The 17,597-nt window shown below is 71.0% G+C and carries 15 protein-coding genes and 4 tRNA genes; 7 read left to right on the forward strand and 12 right to left on the reverse strand.

Annotated features, from left to right (window positions below; genetic code table 11):
• The 5 genes from AB0B01_RS11140 to AB0B01_RS11160 all read right to left on the reverse strand — a co-directional run.
• Positions 1-2,001: DEAD/DEAH box helicase (locus tag AB0B01_RS11140; RefSeq protein WP_361715762.1), on the reverse strand; the 2,001-nt coding region annotated here is incomplete at its 3' end.
• Positions 2,002-2,266: 265 nt separating this feature from the next.
• A complete protein-coding gene (locus AB0B01_RS11145) occupies positions 2,267-2,785 on the reverse strand; it encodes a hypothetical protein (protein WP_361715765.1) in 519 nt (172 codons plus the stop codon).
• A gap of 170 nt (positions 2,786-2,955) precedes the next feature.
• Positions 2,956-3,330 carry a fluoride efflux transporter CrcB gene (crcB, locus tag AB0B01_RS11150; RefSeq protein ID WP_361715768.1) on the reverse strand — a complete coding sequence of 125 codons (375 nt, stop codon included), beginning with the start codon at positions 3,328-3,330 and terminating at the stop codon, positions 2,956-2,958.
• Positions 3,327-3,800, reverse strand: a complete 474-nt coding sequence (locus tag AB0B01_RS11155; RefSeq protein WP_361715771.1) for a CrcB family protein — start codon at positions 3,798-3,800, stop codon at positions 3,327-3,329. The genes crcB and AB0B01_RS11155 overlap by 4 nt, the downstream gene beginning before the upstream one ends.
• Entirely contained in the window at positions 3,797-4,147 is a 351-nt protein-coding gene (locus tag AB0B01_RS11160; protein WP_361715774.1) for a metallopeptidase family protein, read from the reverse strand. Before AB0B01_RS11160 ends, AB0B01_RS11155 begins: the two co-directional genes overlap by 4 nt.
• Positions 4,148-4,251: 104 nt before the next feature.
• Between AB0B01_RS11160 and AB0B01_RS11165 the strand changes: the two genes are divergently transcribed.
• The 3 genes from AB0B01_RS11165 to AB0B01_RS11175 all read left to right on the forward strand — a co-directional run bounded on the left by AB0B01_RS11165 (position 4,252) and on the right by AB0B01_RS11175 (position 4,535).
• Positions 4,252-4,324: transfer RNA gene (locus tag AB0B01_RS11165), tRNA-Glu, on the forward strand.
• A gap of 38 nt (positions 4,325-4,362) precedes the next feature.
• Positions 4,363-4,436: transfer RNA gene (locus tag AB0B01_RS11170), tRNA-Asp, on the forward strand.
• 22 nt (positions 4,437-4,458) lie between these two features.
• Positions 4,459-4,535 (forward strand) — tRNA-Phe (locus AB0B01_RS11175).
• 35 nt (positions 4,536-4,570) lie between these two features.
• On the opposite strand, the gene AB0B01_RS11180 is transcribed toward AB0B01_RS11175, so the two are convergent.
• Genes AB0B01_RS11180 through AB0B01_RS11190 form a run of 3 tightly spaced genes read right to left on the reverse strand, consistent with a single transcriptional unit; the run spans position 4,571 to position 6,658 of the window.
• Positions 4,571-5,422: a cytochrome c biogenesis CcdA family protein gene (locus AB0B01_RS11180; RefSeq protein ID WP_361715776.1), complete on the reverse strand. Its 852-nt coding sequence runs from the start codon at positions 5,420-5,422 to the stop codon at positions 4,571-4,573.
• Positions 5,419-6,162, reverse strand: coding sequence for a thioredoxin domain-containing protein (locus AB0B01_RS11185; RefSeq protein ID WP_361715779.1), 744 nt, complete (start codon positions 6,160-6,162; stop codon positions 5,419-5,421). The genes AB0B01_RS11180 and AB0B01_RS11185 overlap by 4 nt, the downstream gene beginning before the upstream one ends.
• 58 nt (positions 6,163-6,220) lie before the next feature.
• Positions 6,221-6,658, reverse strand: a complete 438-nt coding sequence (locus AB0B01_RS11190) for a hypothetical protein (RefSeq protein WP_361715782.1) — start codon at positions 6,656-6,658, stop codon at positions 6,221-6,223.
• 111 nt (positions 6,659-6,769) lie between these two features.
• Between AB0B01_RS11190 and hrpA the strand changes: the two genes are divergently transcribed.
• Together hrpA and AB0B01_RS11200 are read left to right on the forward strand one after the other, a co-directional pair.
• Positions 6,770-10,693, forward strand: coding sequence for an ATP-dependent RNA helicase HrpA (gene hrpA, locus AB0B01_RS11195; protein WP_361715785.1), 3,924 nt, complete (start codon positions 6,770-6,772; stop codon positions 10,691-10,693).
• A gap of 61 nt (positions 10,694-10,754) precedes the next feature.
• A tRNA-Asp gene (locus AB0B01_RS11200) sits at positions 10,755-10,828 on the forward strand.
• 471 nt (positions 10,829-11,299) lie between these two features.
• Here the strand turns inward: AB0B01_RS11200 and bldC are convergent.
• Together bldC and AB0B01_RS11210 are read right to left on the reverse strand one after the other, a co-directional pair.
• Entirely contained in the window at positions 11,300-11,506 is a 207-nt protein-coding gene (bldC, locus tag AB0B01_RS11205) for a developmental transcriptional regulator BldC (protein ID WP_003949541.1), read from the reverse strand.
• A 567-nt stretch (positions 11,507-12,073) separates the two neighbouring features.
• Entirely contained in the window at positions 12,074-12,928 is an 855-nt protein-coding gene (locus AB0B01_RS11210; RefSeq protein ID WP_361715788.1) for a hypothetical protein, read from the reverse strand.
• A gap of 183 nt (positions 12,929-13,111) precedes the next feature.
• Between AB0B01_RS11210 and AB0B01_RS11215 the strand changes: the two genes are divergently transcribed.
• Both AB0B01_RS11215 and AB0B01_RS11220 read left to right on the forward strand, forming a co-directional pair.
• A complete protein-coding gene (locus AB0B01_RS11215) occupies positions 13,112-14,227 on the forward strand; it encodes a Glu/Leu/Phe/Val dehydrogenase dimerization domain-containing protein (protein WP_361715791.1) in 1,116 nt (371 codons plus the stop codon).
• A gap of 280 nt (positions 14,228-14,507) precedes the next feature.
• Positions 14,508-14,771 (forward strand): DUF3073 domain-containing protein, encoded by a 264-nt coding sequence (locus tag AB0B01_RS11220; protein ID WP_361715794.1) that lies wholly within the window; start codon positions 14,508-14,510, stop codon positions 14,769-14,771.
• Between the two features lie 114 nt (positions 14,772-14,885).
• Here AB0B01_RS11220 and purM read toward each other — a convergent pair whose 3' ends face one another.
• Both purM and purF read right to left on the reverse strand, forming a co-directional pair.
• Positions 14,886-15,956 carry a phosphoribosylformylglycinamidine cyclo-ligase gene (gene purM, locus AB0B01_RS11225; RefSeq protein ID WP_361715797.1) on the reverse strand — a complete coding sequence of 357 codons (1,071 nt, stop codon included), beginning with the start codon at positions 15,954-15,956 and terminating at the stop codon, positions 14,886-14,888.
• A 115-nt stretch (positions 15,957-16,071) separates the two neighbouring features.
• The gene (gene purF, locus AB0B01_RS11230) at positions 16,072-17,589 is read right to left on the reverse strand and encodes an amidophosphoribosyltransferase (RefSeq protein WP_361715800.1); all 1,518 of its coding nucleotides are present in this window, start codon (positions 17,587-17,589) and stop codon (positions 16,072-16,074) included.
• Positions 17,590-17,597: the final 8 nt, after the last annotated feature.

The raw sequence follows: 17,597 nt of genomic DNA on the forward strand, positions 1-17,597 counted from the left end.
GAAGCCGCCACCGCGGTTGTCACGGTTGTCGTCGCGGCGGAAGCCACCCGACGGACGGTCGTCGCGACGGAAGCCGCCACGGTCACCACCGCGGTCGTCACGGTTGAAGCCGCCCGAGGGACGGTCGTCACGGCGGAAGCCGCCACCGCGGTTGTCACGGTTGTCGTCGCGGCGGAAGCCACCCGACGGACGGTCGTCGCGACGGAAGCCGCCACGGTCACCACCGCGGTCATCGCGGTTGAAGCCGCCCGACGGACGGTCGTCACGGCGGAAGCCGCCACCGCGGTTGTCACGGTTGTCGTCGCGGCGGAAGCCACCACGGTCACCGCGGTCACCGCGGTCGTCGCGGCGGTTGTCACGGCGCTCGTAGCCACCGCGGTCGTCGCGCGCCTGGAAGGACGGGCGCTCCTCCGCGACCGGCGCGGCGGCGGCCTGGGCCGCGACCTCGGCCTCAGCGGCCTCGGTCGCCTCGGCCACCGCGGCCTCCGGGTCCTCGCCGCGCTCGCGGGCGGAGCGGGCGACGAGGCGGTCGGCCTCCTCGCGCAGCTCGGCGGCACGGCGCGTCAGGCGCTCCAGCTGCTTGGTCAGGTCGGCGACCTCGCGCTCCGCCTGCTTCGCGGCGTTGCTCGCGGAGTCGGCCTGGACCTCGGTCAGCGACCGGGCACCGGTGATCTCGGCGACCTCCGGGTCGAAGGCGCCGGCGCCCTGGACGATGTGGCGCGAGGCGTCGACGCCCGCGTCCTCCATCAGGCGGAAGATCTGGCGGCGCTGGTGCGGCAGGGCCAGGGAGACCACGACGCCCGACTTGCCGGCGCGGGCGGTACGGCCCGAGCGGTGCAGGTAGTCCTTGTGGTCGCCGGCGGGGTCGACGTTGAGGACCAGGTCGATGCCGTCGACGTGGATGCCGCGGGCGGCGACGTCGGTGGCGACGAGCGCGTTGACGTAGCCGTCCTTGAAGTCGGCGAGGACGCGGGTACGGGCGCCCTGCGTCATGCCGCCGTGGAGCGCGTCGGCCTTCACGCCGGACTCGACGAGCTGCTCGGCGATGCGGTCGGCGCCCAGCTGGGTGCGGACGAAGATGATGGTGCGGCCCTTGCGGGCGGCGATGGCGGCCGTGACCGGCGCCTTGTCCTTCGGCTTCACGACGAGGACGTGGTGCGTCATGGTCGTGACGTTGCCCTGCGCGCTGTCGACCTCGTGCGTGACGGGGTTGGACAGGTAGCGCTTGACCAGGGTGCCGATCTCGTTCTCCATGGTGGCGGAGAAGAGCATGCGCTGGCCGCCGCCGGGGATCTGGTCGAGCAGCTCGGTGACCTCGGGCAGGAAGCCCAGGTCGGCCATCTGGTCGGCCTCGTCGAGGACGGCGATCTTGACGTTCTCCAGGGAGCAGGCGCCGCGGTTGATGATGTCGCGCAGACGGCCCGGGGTGGCGACGAGGACGTCGACACCGCGCTCCAGGGCGTAGATCTGGTTGCTCATGGAGGTGCCGCCGCAGACGACCTTCATCTTCAGGCCGAGCACGTCGCCGTAAGGCTGGAGGGCGTCCGCGACCTGCATCGCGAGCTCACGGGTCGGCGTGAGGATGATCGCGCGGGGCTTCTTCTTCTCGGTGTGGCCGCCGGCCAGCGAGGCCAGGGTCGGCAGACCGAAGGAGAGGGTCTTGCCGGAGCCGGTGCGGCCGCGGCCGAGGATGTCCTTGCCGGCCAGGGCGTCCGGGATGGTCGCGGCCTGGATCGGGAACGGGGTGGTGACACCGTTCTGCGCGAGCTTGCGCACGACACCCTCGGGCAGACCGAGGTCCGCGAAGGTGACGGTGGGCTCGGCGTCGGCCTCGTCGTCGATGGACTGGTCGGTCGTCACGTCGGCCTCAAGAGCCTCGATGATCTCGTCCGCCTCGGCGGCCTCGATGGCCTCGGTGACCACAAGGGCCTCGACGGCGTCGACGATCTCGTTCGAGTCGTTCTCGGGCATGACGGCACGGTCAGAACTGGAAATGGACATGCGAAATGCGAAACCTTCCGGAGTCTCGGCACGCGCCCAAACTCCGTGAATCGCAAATCGACCGCCTCAATGCGGTCAGCCACGGCTAGGGAGAGTACGCGCCACACGGCGCTCTTCGGATTCGGCGCCGGGCAATGGGATCAAACGATCTATAACCATACGCACCCTCCCGGGGGTCTGGCAAGTCGCCCGGCCTATACCCGCCCTGACCTGCACAGATCGCGCCGGTGCAGCACAGGCGGGGACCCGCGGCCCACGCCGCCGGCTACCCGGTGGGCGAGACGCTCGGGTCCGGCTGCGCGGGCGGCGTCGGGGAAGGAGTGGGGGAAGTCACGGGCGGCTCGGGCGTGGGCGGCTGCGGAGACGGGCCGGTGGCCCCTCCTCCGGAACTACCGGAACCTCCTGCTCCGGATCCTCCCGTGGAGGGCTGCTGGGGCCCCTGCCCGCCGGACCCGCCACCCGGGCCGGGCGAGGGCGAGGCCCCGGGGCGGCCGGCGGGCGCGCCCGGGCTCGGGGAGGCTCCGCTCGCGCCGGCCGCCTTGCCGGCCTCCCCGGGCTTGCCCGCCTCGGCCCCCGAACCGGCCTTCGAGCCGTGGCCGTTGCCGTGGATCCCCGAGCCCCGCCCGGAGGCGGAACCCCCGGCCGCCCCCGCGGCGCTCTTGCCGCCGGCCGAGGAGGAGGGCCCGGGCTGCGCGGCATCCTCCCCGACGCTCATGCAGCCCGCCGAGGCCGCGACCGCGAGCGCGGTGACGGCCAGTCGCAGGGAAGCGGACAACTGGCGCACGGGGCACCTCCGGAGGGCAGGCAGGGTCCGCGGTGAGCGGGTCAATGTGCCCAACTCCCTTTGACCCGTAAGAGACACGCCCCCGGCGAAACCCCGGACGCTCCTGCACGCCCCGCGCCCCGGACGCCCCCGGACGCCCCCGCGCTTCCCCCGCGCGCCCCCGGCCGCCCTCAGCCGAACAGCTGCCGGCCCACCTGTGACCCGAGGGTCACCGCCCCCAGCCCGGCCAGCACCGACGCCGCCACATTGGCCGCCGCGAGGAACCTCCAGCCGCGCTCCGCCAGCCGCAGCGTCTCGTACGAGAACGTGGAGTACGTACTGAGCGCCCCGCACAGCCCGGTCCCGAGCAGCAGGTGCCACCGCGAGGAGGCCGAACCGGCCAGCACCGCGCCCGTCAGCAGCCCGAGGGCCAGGCAGGCCGCGGCGTTCACCGCGAAGGTCCCCCACGGGAAGACCGAATCGTGCCGCTCCTGCACCGCCCGGTCCGCCAGGTAGCGCAGCGGCGCCCCCACGGCCGCGCCCGCCAGCACCAGCAGCCAGGTCACCCGCGCCCCCGCACCGCGAGCCGGGTCGCCGAGGCCGCCGCCCACACCGCGCCCAGGGCCGCCACCACCGTGACCCCGGCGTACGCCAGCGCACGCTCCGCCTCCCCCGCGTCCAGCAGCCGCGAGAAGTCCGCGGCGTAGGTCGAGAAGGTGGTGAAGCCCCCGAGCACCCCGACCCCGGCGAAGGGCCGGACCAGCGGATGCGGAGCCGCCCGGCCGCCCTCGCTGATCAGCACCATCAGGACCCCGATCAGCGCGCAGCCCGAGGTGTTGGTCCAGAAGGTCGCCCAGGGGAAGGCCCCGGGCCCGGCCGGCCACAGCAGCGCCAGCCCGTACCGGGCGGCCGCCCCCAGCATCCCGCCCGCCGCCACCGCCGCGAGGACCCGGCCCAGCGGCTCCGTCCGCTGCTCGGGCACATGGAGGTCGACGTCCGGGTCGATCGCCTCGGCCTCCGGCGCCGGCCGGGTCATCCGTAGCCCAGGGCGTGTAGCCGGTCGTCGTCGATCCCGAAGTGGTGGGCGATCTCGTGCACCACGGTGACCTCCGTCTCCACGATCACGCTCTCCCGGTCCTCGCACATCCGCAAGGTGGGGTTCCGGTAGATCGTGATCCGGTCCGGCAGCACCCCGGCGTACCACTCGCCGCGGTCGGTCAGCGGGGTCCCCTCGTAGAGCCCGAGGAGATCGGGAACCTCGGCGGGAGGCTCGTCCTCGACGAACACCGCCACGTTGTCCATCAGCCGCGTCAGCTCCGGCGGAATGCGGTCCAGGGCCTCTGCGACGAGCTCCTCGAACTCCTCGCGCGTCATCTCCAGCACGCGGTCATTGTCCCTCCGGGGCTAACCGTTTTGGCGATACCTCCCCGCATCCCATATGCTTCTCACGTCCCCGACGCGCTGGAAAGCGCCCAGGCGGGCCTTTAGCCCTCATCGTCTAGTGGCCCAGGACGCCGCCCTTTCAAGGCGGTAGCACGGGTTCGAATCCCGTTGGGGGTACGCATTACCGTGTGCAAGACTTGTCTCGCACACTGCAAGGTCCTGTGGAGCAGTTGGTTAGCTCGCCACCCTGTCAAGGTGGAGGTCGCGGGTTCAAGTCCCGTCAGGATCGCTGAGGCCGGAAGCGGTCTCGTGGCTGGGTAGCTCAGTTGGTACGAGCGATCGCCTGAAAAGCGATAGGTCGCCGGTTCGACCCCGGCCCCAGCCACCACAGGAAGGCCCCGTCTCCGGACGGGGCCTTCCGCGTTACTCCCTCCCTGCCGTCTCCCTCTCCGCCGTCTCCCGGCCCGCGCGCCGCCACCGCGCCAGGCCCGCGACCAGCGCCCCGACGGCGACCAGCCCGAGCAGGACCGGGTCCGGGACGGCCTCCGCGACCGCCCGGACCCGCTGCTCCACCGCGAAGGACTCGTCCACGTCGAGCAGCCCCGGCAGCGCACTCGCCCCGTCGTACGCGAGGAACAGCGCGCCCAGGGTGATGAAGAACAGCCCGGACAGCAGCGAGGTGGTGTGCAGCCCGAAGCGGCCCACCCGGACGGCCCGCCCGCGCAGCCAGCGCCGGCGCCCCAGGTCGAACCGCTCCCACAGCAGCGCCAGCACGAACAGCGGCACCGCCATGCCGAGCGCGTACACCGCCAGCAGCAGGCCCCCGTAGACCGGGCTGCCGCTGACCGCCGCCACCGTCAGGACGCTGCCCAGGATCGGTCCGGCGCAGAAACCGGCCAGCCCGTAGACCGCGCCGAGCGCGTACACCGACAGGGCGGTGGTCGGCCGGATCCGCCCCGACACCTGCGCGAGCCGCTTCGGGGCGAAGCCGAGGCCCAGGATCTGCCCGAGCCCGAGCCCGATGATCAGCCACCCGCCGCCGGTCACCAGCGCGTCGCGGTGGCCGTGGAAGAACCGGCCGGCGTACGAGCCGGCCGCGCCCAGCGGTACGAGGGTGCTCGCGAGGCCGGCGTAGAAGATCCCGGTCCGCGCGAGCAGCCGCGAGGCGGAGTCGATCGAGTACGCGAAGAAGGCCGGCAGCAGCAGCGCGCTGCACGGGCTGAGCAGGGCGAGGAGGCCGCCCAGCAGGGCGGCCAGGTACCCGATGTCGCTCACTTGCCGGCCTGCGCCTTCGCCGCGGCGATCGCGGCCTCGAAGGCGCCGAGCGGCTGGGCGCCCGCGAGGGGCCGTCCGTTGACCAGGAAGGACGGGGTGGAGCTGACGCCGATGCCGTACCCCTCCTCCTGGTCCTTGGCCAGGGCGGCAGCGGCCTCCCCGCCCGCCAGGTCCTTCTTGAAGCGCTCCAGGTCCGGGACGCCCGCCTCCTGGGCGAGCTCCACCAGCCGCGCCTCGCCGAAGCCCTTCTGCTTGGCGCCCTCGGCGTAGGCGGCGGCGTGGAACTGTGCGAAGCGGTCCTGCTGCCCTGCCGCCCAGGCGGCCCGGGCCGCGGCCTCGGACTCCGCGCCGAAGATCGGGAAGTTGCGCCACTCGATGCGCAGGGTGCCGTCGGCGACGTACTTCCTCATCAGTTCGGGTTCCGTGTCGCGGGCGAACTTGCCGCAGTAGCCGCACTTGAAGTCGGAGTACGCGATCAGCACGACGGGGGCGTCGGGCCGCCCGACGGCGAGCTTGTCCCCGGCTTCGCGCCGGGCGAGTTTCGTGAGCGGGGACTCGGCGGTCCGGGGCGCGGACGCGGCCGCGGGCCGGGCGGGAGTGTCCCCGGAGTCGGAGTCGGCGGCCTGCCAGGACACGAGCCCGAGGGCGGCGGCGGTGAGGGCGACCGCGGCGCAGATCAACAGCGGCTTGCGCCGGGCGGAAGCACGGGCGGAAGAGGACGCACGGGTGGAAGTGGGCATACGGGTGCTCCAGAGCTACGGGTGGTGGATCGGACCGGCGGACGTGCGACCGGCCCTCCTACACCCGCATCACGGACAGCTCCACGGGCCCCGGGGCAGGCCCTCCCGGCGCGCGTACGGGCGCCGGCGCGCGGGGCGCCGCTCCGGGCCCCGTGCCGCCCCAGGGCACCGGCCGGCTCGCGGCCGCGAGGCAGTGCTCCGCGTGCGATCCGGCCCGCGCGGGCACACCGGGCGTCCCGTCCGGCCCCTGCGCCGGAGCGCACCGCCCGCTCCCGCCCTGGGCCTCGCCCGCCTGGCCGCCCGCCCGCGCGCCGGTGGCGCCGCCGGCGGTGCCCGCACGGGCCGGGCCGTCCGCCCGCGCCGCCCCGGCGGCCACGGCGTGGGTGCCCGGGGCGGTCGACGCCGGGACGGGAGGCAGTGGGCCGCAGACGCAGAGCACGGCCAGTACGGCGGCCACGAGCAGCCCCCACACGCCGCGGTGCGACCTGCTCGGCATACGTGGGGCCTCTCACGGAAGGGGTCGGGGGGACTCGTCCCGAAATGGTACGGGTCCCCCCGACAAATGCGTTCGCCACCCGGCGGGACCAGGTGAGATCCTCGACCAGGTATGTCTACTTCCTTCGCCGCCCTGCAGACGCTTCTCGGTGAGATCTCCCTCCGCGACGCGCACCGCCTCGGCCGCCGCCTCGAAGGCGCCCGCCGCATCCGCAAGCCCGAGGCCAAGCAGGCCGTGCTCGACGAGATCGCCGCGGAGGCCGAGAAGGCCGCCGCGCGACTGGCCGGCCGTGCCTCGCGGATGCCGGAGGTCACGTATCCCGAGAACCTGCCCGTCAGCCAGAAGAAGGACGAGATCGCCGAGGCGATACGCGACCACCAGGTCGTGATCGTCGCGGGCGAGACCGGCTCCGGCAAGACCACGCAGATCCCCAAGATCTGCATGGAGCTGGGCCGCGGCGTCCGGGGGATGATCGGGCACACCCAGCCCCGCCGGATCGCCGCCCGCACCGTCGCGGAGCGCATCGCCGAGGAGCTGAAGTCCGAGATCGGCCAGACGGTCGGCTGGAAGGTCCGCTTCACCGACCAGGTGGACCAGGACGCGACCTTCGTGAAGCTGATGACCGACGGCATCCTGCTCGCCGAGATCCAGACGGACCGCGAGCTGCGCGCGTACGACACGATCATCATCGACGAGGCCCACGAGCGGTCCCTGAACATCGACTTCCTGCTGGGCTACCTGTCCCAGCTGCTGCCGAAGCGCCCCGACCTGAAGGTCGTGATCACCTCGGCGACCATCGACCCGGAGCGCTTCTCCCGGCACTTCGGGGACGCCCCGATCGTCGAGGTCAGCGGGCGCACCTACCCGGTGGAGGTCCGCTACCGCCCGCTCCTCGAAGAGGGGGGGGACGACAGCGACCGCGACCAGATCACCGCGATCTGCGACGCGGTCGACGAGCTCCAGGCCGAGGGGCCGGGCGACATCCTGGTCTTCCTCTCCGGCGAGCGCGAGATCCGCGACACGGCGGACGCCCTGATCAAGAAGAAGCTCCGCTTCACGGAAGTACTGCCGCTCTACGCCCGCCTCTCGCACGCTGAGCAGCACCGCGTCTTCCAGCAGCACACGGGCCGCCGGATCGTCCTCGCCACGAACGTCGCCGAGACCTCCCTGACCGTCCCCGGCATCAAGTACGTGATCGACCCGGGCACCGCCCGGATCTCCCGCTACAGCCACCGCACCAAGGTCCAGCGCCTGCCGATCGAGCGGATCTCGCAGGCCAGCGCCAACCAGCGCAAGGGCCGCTGCGGCCGCACCAGCGACGGCATCTGCATCCGGCTGTACTCCGAGGACGACTTCAAGGCCCGTCCCGAGTTCACGGACGCGGAGATCCTGCGCACGAACCTCGCCTCCGTGATCCTCCAGATGACGGCGGCCGGCCTCGGCGAGATCGAGAAGTTCCCCTTCATCGACCCGCCGGACCACCGCAACATCCGCGACGGCGTCCAGCTGCTCCAGGAGCTCGGCGCGCTGGACCCGTCCGAGAAGGACCCCAAGAAGCGGCTGACGCAGATGGGCCGCCAGCTCTCCCAGCTGCCCGTCGACCCCCGCCTGGCCCGCATGGTCGTCGAGGCCGCCAAGAACAACTGCGTCCGCGAGGTCATGGTCATCGCGGCGGCCCTGTCCATCCAGGACCCGCGCGAGCGCCCCTCGGACAAGCAGACCCAGGCCGACCAGCACCACGCCCGCTTCAAGGACGAGACCAGCGACTTCCTGTCGTTCCTGAACATGTGGCGCTACATCCGCGAGCAGCAGAAGGAGCGCGGCTCCTCCTCCTTCCGCCGGATGTGCAAGCAGGAGTACCTGAACTTCCTCCGCATCCGCGAGTGGCAGGACATCTACTCGCAGCTGCGTACGGTCGCCAAGACGATGGGCATCCACGTCAACGAGGCCGACGCCCCCGAGCAGCACGTCCACGTCTCGCTGCTGGCCGGCCTGCTGTCGCACATCGGGCTGAAGGACACCGACAAGAACGAGTACCTCGGCGCCCGCGGCGCCAAGTTCGCGGTCTTCCCGGGCTCGGCGCTGTTCAAGAAGCAGCCGAGGTTCCTGATGTCGGCGGAGCTGGTGGAGACCTCGCGCCTGTGGGCGCGGGTCAACGCCAAGGTGGAGCCGGAGTGGGTCGAGCCGCTCGCCCAGCACCTGATCAAGCGCACGTACAGCGAGCCGCACTGGGAGAAGGACCAGGCGGCCGTGATGGCGTACGAGAAGGTCACGCTGTACGGCGTGCCGATCGTCGCCCAGCGGAAGATCAACTACGGACGGATCGATCCCGAGGTCTCGCGCGAGCTGTTCATCCGCAACGCCCTGGTCGAGGGCGACTGGCGCACGCACCACAAGTTCTACGCCGACAACCGCAAGCTCCTCACCGAGGTGGAGGAGCTGGAGAACCGGGCGCGGCGCCGGGACATCGTCGTCGACGACGAGACCCTCTTCGACTTCTACGACCAGCGGATCCCCGAGCACGTGGTCTCCGGGGCCCACTTCGACTCCTGGTGGAAGCACAAGCGGCGCGAGGAGCCCGAACTCCTCGACTTCGAGCGCGAGATGCTGCTGACGGAGAAGGCGGCAGGGGTCACCAAGGCCGACTACCCGGACACCTGGCACCAGGGCCGGCTGAAGTTCCGGGTGACCTACCAGTTCGAGCCGGGCGCGGACGCGGACGGCGTGACCGTGCACATTCCGCTCCAGGTGCTCAACCAGGTCACCGACGAGGGCTTCGACTGGCAGATCCCCGGCCTGCGCGAGGAGGTGGTGACGGAGCTGATCCGCTCGCTGCCCAAGCCGATCCGGCGCAACTACGTGCCCGCGCCCAACTTCGCGGCCCGTTTCCTGGACACGGCGGTCCCCCTGCAGGAGCCGCTGCCGGTCACCCTGGCACGCGAACTCCAGCGCATGGTCGGGGTGCCGGTCTCGGCCGAGGACTTCGACCTCGCCCGCGTCCCGGACCACCTCAAGGTCACCTTCCGGATCGTCGACGAGCGCCGCAAGAAGATCGCCGAAGACAAGGACCTGGAGGCCCTGCGCCTGCGGCTCAAGCCGAAGGCCCGCCAGGCCCTGTCCAAGGCCGCCGCGGCCACCGCCGAGCGGGCGGGCGGGGAGTCCGTGGAGCGCTCGGGGCTGACCGACTGGACCATCGGCACCCTGACCCGGGTCTTCGAGACCCGGCGGGCGGGCCAGCCGGTGAAGGCGTACCCGGCGCTGGTGGACGAGGGGACGAGCGTCTCCGTACGCCTCTTCGACACGGAGGCCGAGCAGCAGCAGGCGATGTGGCTGGGCACCCGGCGGCTGATCCTGCTGAACATCCCGGTCAACCCGGCGAAGTTCGCCTCGGACCACCTCACCAACCAGCAGAAGCTCGCCCTGTCGCGCAACCCGCACGGCTCCATCCAGGCGCTGTTCGACGACTGCGCGACGGCCGCGGCCGACAAGCTGATCGCCGACCACGGCGGGCCGGCCTGGGACGAGGCGGGCTTCCGCAGGCTCTACGAGGCCGTCCGCGCCGACCTGGTGGACACGACCGTACGGGCGGTGGGCCAGGTGCAGCAGGTGCTGGCCGCCTGGCAGGCCTGTGAGCGCCGCCTGAAGGCCACGAACAGCCTCGCCCTGGTGGCCAACCTCCAGGACGTCAAAACGCAGCTGGCGGCCCTCGTACCGCCCGGCTTCGTGACGCTCACGGGACTGCGCCGGCTGCCCGACCTGATGCGCTATCTGGTGGCGGCCGACCGGCGGCTCCAGCAGATGCCCACGGCCGTCCAGCGGGACACCACGCGCATGGAGAAGGTCCACGAGATGCAGGACGAGTACGCCTGGCTGCTGGAACAGCTCCCGAAGGGGCGGCCGGTGCCGGCGGCGGTCACCGACATCCGCTGGATGATCGAGGAGCTGCGGGTCAGCTACTTCGCGCACGCGTTGGGGACGGCGTACCCCGTCTCCGACAAGCGGATCGTGAAGGCGGTGGACGCGCTCGCCCCGTAGGCCGGCCTGATCGGGTTCGACCGCACCGCCTGACCTGCTGTACAGTCTGACTCGCAGCCAAGGTCCTGTGGAGCAGTTGGTTAGCTCGCCACCCTGTCAAGGTGGAGGTCGCGGGTTCAAGTCCCGTCAGGATCGCATCAACAGCAGGGCCCGCACCCCCAGGGGATGCGGGCCCTGCTTCGTCGTGTCCGGCCGCTCGCCGCCCCTTCGGGCCGCCCGCCTGCCGAGGCCGTCCCGCTCGGCGCGCCCCGCCCGGCGCTCCGGAATATCCCCCGTCCGCGTGAGGCGCTCTGCGCCGCACGTCCCCTTACGGGTGCATTGCCGGATGTACAAGAGTGATCAACTGTGACGGGACTCACCACATGAGTTTTCGGGAGCCGCACATTTATCGCATCCCTACGCGCGCTCGATTTAATATGTGCAATGGCACCCTCCCTGCGAGGCCTCCGTCAGGGCATAAAAAAGATCGCGCTGGACCCGGCGGAGTCCAGCGCGATCGACGGCGGAGAACCTGTTGGGGCAGGTCCGGCCGTATGAAGCCATGTGGGTTTCATCGGATTGGGGGATCCGATAAACCCGTTAAAACAGGGGTGCTGTTGCGGGGTCTCAGGCCTCGCTGCGCTGCTGCGGAATTCCCGCAAGCAGTGCGCGAACCTCGGCCTCGCGGTAACGGCGGTGTCCACCCAGGGTGCGGATGGACGTGAGCTTGCCAGCCTTGGCCCAACGGGTGACCGTCTTCGGGTCCACGCGGAACATCGTGGCAACCTCAGCCGGGGTCAGCAGCGGCTCGGCATCAGGGGTGCGAGCGGTCATGAGCGGCCTCCTCGGGAGAACCGAACCATCTCGGTTCTTTCCTCTAAATTCTGCACCTTGGCCCGCGTTGCCCGAAATGGACATACGCGGGCCGAGTCGGTTATAGGACGAACGGCTTGTCCTCGGCACTACAACTACACCATCCGTCCAGCCTCGACGGCCAAACCGACGGAATTGCCCTCCGAGGTGTTCATCAGCGGCGGAAGCCCGATGGACCGTCCCATAACGGACAGTCACCTCACTGTAACGATCAGTCACAGAGCGATCAGGAGTCGTCAGACCCCCCGTAGAGTGCAAATGCCGAGCATTCCGCCCTTAGTTGGGCGGAAGGAACCCTCCCCGGACTCCTTGTCCTATTTTGGCACGAGGGTAGGGGAAGGGCGCAAGGGTGTGGTTAGTGCGGTCCGTCACGCTTGAGGCAATGGCCCGGATCGGGACGTAGGTCCCGGAACGAGGCCCCGAATATGCCGATCCCGCCTCCGATCAGCCACTTATGGCCGATCGACCGATACGCACGGTACGCGGGCGACGCGCCCTCGGCGCCGGAGTGTGGTCCGGATCACGCCGTCAGTTGGCGAACAACCGCTCCCGGACCTCCCGCCAGCGGTCCACCAGCTGCTCGTACGCTTCGGCCGCCCCCGCCTCGTCCCCCGCCCGGAGCGCCGCGATGCCCACCGCCACGTCGCGGGCCGAGCGGTCGGCCGCCAACCGGTCGGGTGAGAGGGCGTACACCAGGCCCCCGTAGTCCAGTTCCACCATCGAGCGCGGATGGAACTCCTCCAGCCAGCTCCCCACCTCCACCAGCCCCTCCGCGAGCACGTCGAAGCCGTCCGCCTCCCGCAGGGCGCGCAGCCCGCGCGCGAGCCGCCTGCGGGCCTGGACCATCGGCGTCCGGTAGCGCAGCCGTTCACCCGGCGCGTACTCCCGCTCCTCGTCGGAGACGAGCACGAACCAGCGCAGCGGCACCTGCCACACCGCGGTGCGGATCCACGGGCGCGCGTCCGGGTTCCGCTCGCGCCAGCGCTCGTACTCCTGCGCCGCCCGGCGCCTGGTACCCGGCGGCAGGGCCGCGTCCAGCACCGGCAGCGGGAAGTTCTCCACCAGCTCCTGCAGCGCCAGCCAGCCGCGCAGCCTGGTCCGCCACGGGCACACCAGCACCACCCCGTCCACCTCGGCGGTGAAGGCGTCGGCGCTCTCGTGCGCCGGCACCCCCACCACGGGCACCCGCACCAAATCGGAGAGCGACCGGCGCAGTTCGTCCTGGGCGGTCGGGACGGCCCCGCGCCGGGCGTAGGAGGCCCAATGCGTGCGCTCCGGCTCCGCGAAGGCCGCCAGGGGCTCGTAGACGCGCAGGTAGGAGGCGTACGGGACGGTCGGCGCCGAGCGTGCGGAGGGCAGCTTTGGGTCGGGTGATTCGGTCACGCTCACGTACTCCCCCGCGCCGCCCGGAGCTACTCCGGCGGACCCGCGTACTCCGGGAGTGTTCCGATCTCCGGACAGCTCGACTGCACACGCCCCAGAGGTCTTACGCTGCTCCCAGCACGCCCTCCCCCACCCGTAGGGCGGGCGTCATTCCGCCGCATCTCTTCCATGGGAGTCACCACCGTGACCGAAATGACCGACGGCGTCCTGCACACCCTGTTCCGTTCGGAGCAGGGCGGCCACGAACAAGTCGTGCTGTGCCAGGACCGAGCCTCCGGACTGAAGGCCGTCATCGCGATCCACTCCACCGCCCTGGGCCCCGCCCTCGGTGGCACGCGCTTCCACGCGTACGCCTCGGACGAGGAGGCCGTCCTGGACGCGCTGAACCTCTCCCGGGGCATGTCGTACAAGAACGCCATGGCCGGTCTCGACCTCGGCGGCGGCAAGGCCGTGATCATCGGCGACCCGGACGTCATCAAGACCGAGGAACTGCTGCTCGCCTACGGCCGCTTCGTCGAGTCCCTCGGCGGCCGCTACGTGACGGCCTGCGACGTCGGCACCTACGTGGCGGACATGGACATCGTGGCCCGGGAGACCCGCTGGGCCACCGGCCGCTCGCCGGAGAACGGCGGCGCCGGCGACTCCTCGGTGCTCACCGCCTTCGGCGTCTTCCAGGGCATGCGGGCCAGCGCCCAGCACCTGTGGGGCGACCCGACCCTGCGCGGCCGCAAGGTCGGCGTCGCGGGCGTCGGCAAGGTCGGCCACTACCTCGTCGAGCACCTGCTCGAAGACGGTGCCGAGGTCGTGATCACCGATGTCCGGGAGGAGTCCGTCCGCCGGGTCCTCGACAAGCACCCGCAGGTCACCGCCGTGGCCGACACGGATGCACTGATCCGCACCGAGGGCCTGGACATCTACGCTCCGTGCGCCCTCGGCGGTGCGCTGAACGACGAGACCGTGCCCGCCCTGACCGCCAAGGTCGTGTGCGGCGCCGCCAACAACCAGCTCGCCCACCCGGGTGTGGAGAAGGACCTCGCGGACCGCGGCATCCTCTACGCCCCCGACTACGTGGTGAACGCGGGCGGGGTCATCCAGGTCGCCGACGAGCTGCACGGCTTCGACTTCGACCGGTGCAAGACGAAGGCGACGAAGATCTTCGACACCACCCTGGAGATCTTTGCTCGCGCGAAGGTCGACGGGATCCCGCCGGCCGCGGCGGCCGACCGCATCGCCGAGCAGCGGATGGCCGAGGCCCGCGCCGCCCGCACCGCGAAGGCCGCCGTGACCCAGGCCCTGTAGGGCCCCTGCGTGCGCCCGCCGGGGTTGCGGCGAGACGGAACTCACTGCACTTCGGCGGGTCGCCCGCCAGGAACGGGTTAAAATCGCAGCTGACCAGCGAGGACGGGGCGCCTCGATGGTCCTGCACCGGGGCACGTCATGCGGGCGGCGTACCGTATGGCCGCGGAAGCAGGTACCGTTAAACCCCTACGGACGGTCTCTCCACGGAGAGCCCGCTCCGAACCATGAACGCGTGTCAGACTCTGGGGCCGTCGAGCCCCGTCACCGAGGGGGTCGAGCCATGGGGCGCGGCCGGGCCAAGGCCAAGCAGACAAAGGTCGCCCGCCAGCTGAAGTACAACAGCGGCGGGACTGACCTCTCGCGTCTGGCCAACGAGCTGGGCGCATCGCCGACGGAACCGCTGCTGCCTGTCAGCGAGCCGGTCGAAGTCGATGACGATCTGGACGACGACGACCCGTACGCCAAGTACGCGGATCTGTACAACGACGACGACGAGGACGAGGACGAAGAGTCCGGCCCGTCGAACCAGCGTCGCGGCGCTTGACGCCTGGCGTCTGCACCTCTCGGACGGCAGCACGTAGCTGACCCCCGGCTGAGCAGCCAGAACAACACGGAACCCGGTCCAGGGCCTCGCCCCGGACCGGGTTTCCGTGCTGTCTCAGCTCGCGTACGAACCGGTCAGGGTCGCGCCCTCGGTGTGGTCGCCGCGGTCCAGGATCTCGCCGGCGACCCAGGAGTCCACGCCCCGGTCGGCCAGTGCCGTGAGGGCCACGTCCACCGACTCCTGCGGGACGACGGCCATCATGCCGACGCCCATGTTCAGGGTCTTCTCCAGCTCCAGCTGCTCGACCTGACCGGCCTTGCCCACCAGGTCGAAGACCGCGCCGGGGGCCCAGGTCGAACGGTCGACGGTGGCGTGCAGGTGGTCCGGGATCACCCGGGCCAGGTTCGCCGCGAGGCCGCCGCCGGTGATGTGCGAGTAGGCGTGCACCTCGGCCGTCCGGGTGAGGGCCAGGCAGTCCAGCGAGTAGATCTTGGTCGGCTCCAGCAGTTCCTCGCCGAGGGTCCGGCCGAATTCCTCGATGTGGCGGTCGAGGGACATCCCGGCCCGGTCGAAGAGGACATGCCGAACCAGCGAGTACCCGTTCGAGTGAAGGCCGGAGGACGCCATGGCGATGACCGCGTCACCCGTACGGATGCGATCCGCGCCGAGCAGGCGGTCGTACTCGACCACACCGGTGCCGGCGCCCGCGACGTCGAAGTCGTCCGGACCCAGCAGACCCGGGTGCTCGGCGGTCTCGCCGCCGACCAGTGCGCAGCCGGCGAGGACGCAGCCCTCGGCGATGCCCTTGACGATCTGCGCGACCCGCTCCGGGTGGACCTTGCCGACGCAGATGTAATCGGTCATGAAGAGCGGCTCGGCACCGCACACGACGATGTCGTCCATGACCATCGCGACCAGGTCGTGGCCGATGGTGTCGTACACGCCCATCTGGCGCGCGATGTCGACCTTGGTGCCGACCCCGTCGGTGGCGGAGGCGAGCAGCGGGCGCTCGTAGCGCTTGAGGGCGGAGGCGTCGAAGAGGCCGGCGAAGCCGCCGAGGCCGCCGAGGACCTCGGGGCGCTGCGTCTTCTTCACCCACTCCTTCATCAGCTCGACGGCGCGGTCTCCCGCTTCGATGTCGACACCTGCTGCTGCGTAGCTGGCACCGGTGGTCTTCTCTGTCATGACAGGAGAGAGCTTTCGTGTCGTTACTGCTGTGGTGCCGGGCCCCCGCACTGTGGTGCGTTCCTGTGGTCTGGAAGAAGGGGCCCGGCGCAGGCTGAGCGGGAGGTGCGGGCCGTTACGGCCGGCGGAGCGCGTCGGCGGCGTCGGTGCCGCCCGCGAGCTCGCTCTCCAGGAGCTGCTTGCCCAGAAGCTGCGGGTCGGGCAGCTCCATGGGGTACTCGCCGTCGAAGCAGGCACGGCAGAGGTTGGGCTTCTGGATGGTCGTCGCCTCGATCATCGCGTCGAGCGAGATGTACGAGAGCGAGTCCGCGCCGAGCGACGTGGCGATCTCGTCCACCGTCATGCCGTTGGCGATCAGCTCGGCCCGGGTGGCGAAGTCGATGCCGAAGAAGCACGGCCACTTCACCGGCGGCGAGGAGATCCGGATGTGGACCTCGGCCGCGCCGGCCTCGCGGAGCATCTTGACCAGGGCGCGCTGGGTGTTGCCGCGGACGATCGAGTCGTCGACGACCACGAGGCGCTTGCCGCGGATGACTTCCTTGAGCGGGTTGAGCTTCAGGCGGATGCCGAGCTGGCGGATCGTCTGCGAGGGCTGGATGAAGGTCCGGCCCACGTAGGCGTTCTTGACCAGGCCGGAGCCGTACGGGATCCCGCTGGCCTCGGCGTAGCCGACGGCGGCGGGCGTGCCGGACTCCGGCGTCGCTATCACCAGGTCGGCCTCGACCGGGGCTTCCTTGGCCAGCCGGCGGCCCATCTCGACACGCGAGAGGTAGACGTTGCGACCGGCGATGTCGGTGTCCGGGCGGGCCAGGTACACGTACTCGAAGACACAGCCCTTGGGCTTTGCTTCCGCGAAGCGGGAGGTGCGCAGGCCGTTCTCGTCGATCGCGATGAGCTCGCCCGGCTCGACCTCGCGGACGAAGCTGGCGCCGCAGATGTCGAGGGCGGCGGTCTCACTCGCGACCACCCAGCCGCGCTCCAGGCGGCCGAGGACCAGCGGGCGGATGCCCTGCGGGTCACGGGCGGTGTAGAGGGTCCCCTCGTCCATGAAGACCAGCGAGAACGCACCCTTGACCTGGGGGAGGACCTTGGCGGCCGACTCCTCGATGGTCAGGGGCTTGCCGTCCTCGTCGGTCTGCCCCGCGAGCAGGGCGGTGACCAGGTCGGTGTCGTTGGTGGCCGCCACCTGGGTGGCGCGGCCGTCCTGACGGGGGAGGTCGGCGACCATCTCGGCGAGCTCGGCGGTGTTCACCAGGTTGCCGTTGTGACCCAGGGCGATCGAGCCGTGGGCGGTCGCGCGGAACGTGGGCTGCGCGTTCTCCCAGACGGAGGCTCCGGTGGTCGAGTAGCGGGCGTGACCGACCGCGATATGACCCTGGAGCGAGCCGAGAGAGGTTTCGTCGAAGACCTGGGAAACGAGGCCCATGTCCTTGAAGACGAGGATCTGGGAACCGTTGCTCACAGCGATTCCCGCGGACTCTTGTCCACGGTGCTGCAGCGCATACAGTCCGAAGTAGGTGAGCTTGGCGACCTCTTCACCCGGAGCCCAGACACCGAAGACGCCGCAAGCGTCCTGGGGGCCCTTTTCGCCGGGGAGCAGGTCGTGGTTGAGTCGTCCATCACCACGAGGCACATCTCCGA

The organism is Streptomyces sp. NPDC044571, assembly GCF_040647115.1.
In the GTDB taxonomy this organism is placed as follows: Bacteria; Actinomycetota; Actinomycetes; order Streptomycetales; family Streptomycetaceae; genus Streptomyces.